This window comes from bacterium (assembly GCA_026398675.1).
GTDB lineage: Bacteria > RBG-13-66-14 > RBG-13-66-14 > RBG-13-66-14 > RBG-13-66-14 > RBG-13-66-14.
In genome coordinates, this window is sequence record JAPLSK010000273.1 from 1 (window position 1) to 2568 (window position 2568).

Genomic DNA, 2568 nt, shown 5'->3' on the forward strand with positions numbered 1-2568 from the left:
GGCTCCGTGACATGATGGCCGAGTACCGCCTGTCGTACTACGGTCCACTGCGCCACCACATCGCGCCCGCGCCCGACCGGCAGCGCTGGTGGTTGTGGCTGGACGACGTGGCCGCGAGCAGGACCGAAGAACCCCGGGACGACTTCGGAACGTTTTGCCCCCACTGACCCGTCCGGGGCCGGTGATGGGGCTACCCTGAAAACGGGCGGACCGACCGGTCAACCCGTTTTTTCTGATGGAAACCACATCCACCCCTCTCCCTGACCCGTAGGCGAGCCTCTCCCCAAATGTAGGGCGGGGATTTTAACCGAGCGAAGCGAGCTATGCCCCCGGCAAATCCCCGCCGCTTCACCCCTCACCCTAGCCCGTAGGCGCGCCTCTCCCTGGGAGGGAGAGGGGACATGCAGCGGCCCTCACCCCGGCAAAACAACCGGTCCACCCGTTGACTTTGGCCGCCCCCTAGTCCTATCATCGTCCGGCACGCGTTAATTCCCCGGAAAGGAGTAGGTTTGCTCAAAGGGCTCCTCCAGCTCGCGGTGGACCACGCCCTCGTGTACGGGGCGAGTTACGCCGAGGCCCGGTACCAGAACCTGGTGACCGAGGACGTCTCGGTGAAGAACGGGGCGGTGCAGACGGCCAACCGCGGGTACGACAAGGGATTCGGCGTTCGCGTGGTCTACGACGGCGCCTTCGGCTTCGCCTGCTCGAGCGTCATGACGTCGGAAGAGATGCGCCGGACGGCGGCCCGCGCCTTGGGCATCGCCAGGGCCTCGGCCACGGTCAAGCGCGAACCCCTCATCCTCGACCGCCTCGACGCCTACGTTGGCTACTGGCCCAACGCTTATCGAATCCATCCCTTCGACGTCCCCCTGGAAAAGAAGGCGGACCTCCTCCTGGAGGCCACCGAGGCCATGCGCGTCGGCGACGAAATCCGCGTGGTCGAGGGCTTCATCCACTCCCAGGAAACGCACAAGTTCTTCGTGAGCTCGCTGGGCTCGGCCATCGAGCAGCGCAAGGTCGAGTGCGGCGGCGGGCTTTCTTGCATCGCTGTGGCCGACGGGGACATGCAGCGGCGCACCTACCCCTGCAGCATGCGCGGGCTCCACCAGGCCCGGGGCTGGGAGCTCATCGAGGAGTTGGACCTCGTGAAAAACGCCCCCCGGGTGGGCGCCGAGGCCGTGGAGCTCGTCCACGCCCCCGAGGCCCCCGCCGGCGAGATGGACCTCGTCATTGACGGCTCCCAGATGATGTTGCAGATTCACGAGAGCTGCGGCCACGCCGTCGAGCTGGACCGGGTCATCGGCCAGGAGGCGAGCTTCGCCGGCACCAGCTTCCTGACCCTGGACAAGCGCGGCAGCTACATCTACGGCTCGCCCATCGTCAACATTTACGCCGACGCGACGCTGCCCGGATCCCTCGGCTACTTCGCCTTCGACGACGAGGGCGTTCCGGCGCAGAAGTTCTACATCGTCAAGGACGGCGTCTTCTGCGACTACCTCTCCACCCGGGACACGGCGCACCTTCACGGCGGCGGGTCTCACGGCGCCTGCCGGGCCCAGAGCTGGAGCGACTTCCCCATCTGCCGCATGACCAGCGTCTGCCTGGAGCCCGGCGACGCCTCCTTCGAGGACCTCGTGGGCGGCGTGAAGCGCGGCCTGTTCCTCGCGACCAACAAGAGCTGGTCCATAGACGACAAACGGATAAACTTCCAGTTCGGCGTAGAGTACGCCCGGGAGATAGAGGACGGCCGGCTGGGCCGCGTGGTGAAGAACGCGCTCTACTATGACAAAACCCCGCGGTTCTGGGGCTCCTGCGACGCCATCGGCGACCGGGACCAGTGGTTCCTCTGGGGAACCCCCAACTGCGGCAAGGGGGAGCCGACGCAGGTGATGCGCATCGGTCACGGAACCTCCCCGGCCCGCTTCCGCGGCGTGAAGGTAGGTGTTGCCAAATGATGCTTGGACGCGACCGGACCCTGGAGACCCTCTCCCGCGCCGTGGACCTCGGCGGAGCCGACGGACTCGAAGCCTCTCTCTTCGTCTCCGACTTGAACCTCACCCGCTTCGCCAACTCATACATCCACCAGAACGTCTCCAAGCGGGACGCGACCGTCACCGTCCGGGCCGTGGTGGACGGAAATCGGGTGGGGATGGTGACGACGAACGACCTGTCGGACGAGGGGCTGGCGCGGGCGGTGGAGGGAGCGGCGGCCGCCGCCGGCATCGTGCCGCCCAACCCCCGATTCCCCGGCCTCCCCGGACCCCAGGAGTACCCCGAGGTCGAGGCCTGGGTCGAAGAGACCCACCGGGCCGAGGCGATGTTCCGCGCCGAAGAGGTGGCTAAAATCATCGCCGCCGGCGACGAGTACGGCTTCAACGCCGCGGGCGCCTACGTCACCGGCGGCAGCGAGGTGGCGCTGGTGAACTCCCTGGGGCTCGCGGCCTATTACTGCGGCACGCGGGCCGCGGTCAACACCACCATTCTGTCGCGCACCTCGGCGGGCTGGTCGGCCGAAGACTCCAAGGACGTGCGGAACCTCGACGCCTCCGCCATCGGCCGCCGGGCCGC

The 2568-nt window shown here is 67.4% G+C and carries 2 protein-coding genes; both read left to right on the forward strand.

All coding sequences use genetic code 11. The features are described from left to right. Positions 1-509: 509 nt before the first annotated feature. Complete coding sequence (locus NTW26_08400; protein ID MCX7022271.1) at positions 510-1955, forward strand: TldD/PmbA family protein; 1446 nt, start codon at positions 510-512, stop codon at positions 1953-1955. Then, positions 1952-2568: hypothetical protein (locus NTW26_08405; protein MCX7022272.1), on the forward strand; the 617-nt coding region annotated here is incomplete at its 3' end. The genes NTW26_08400 and NTW26_08405, both read left to right, overlap by 4 nt.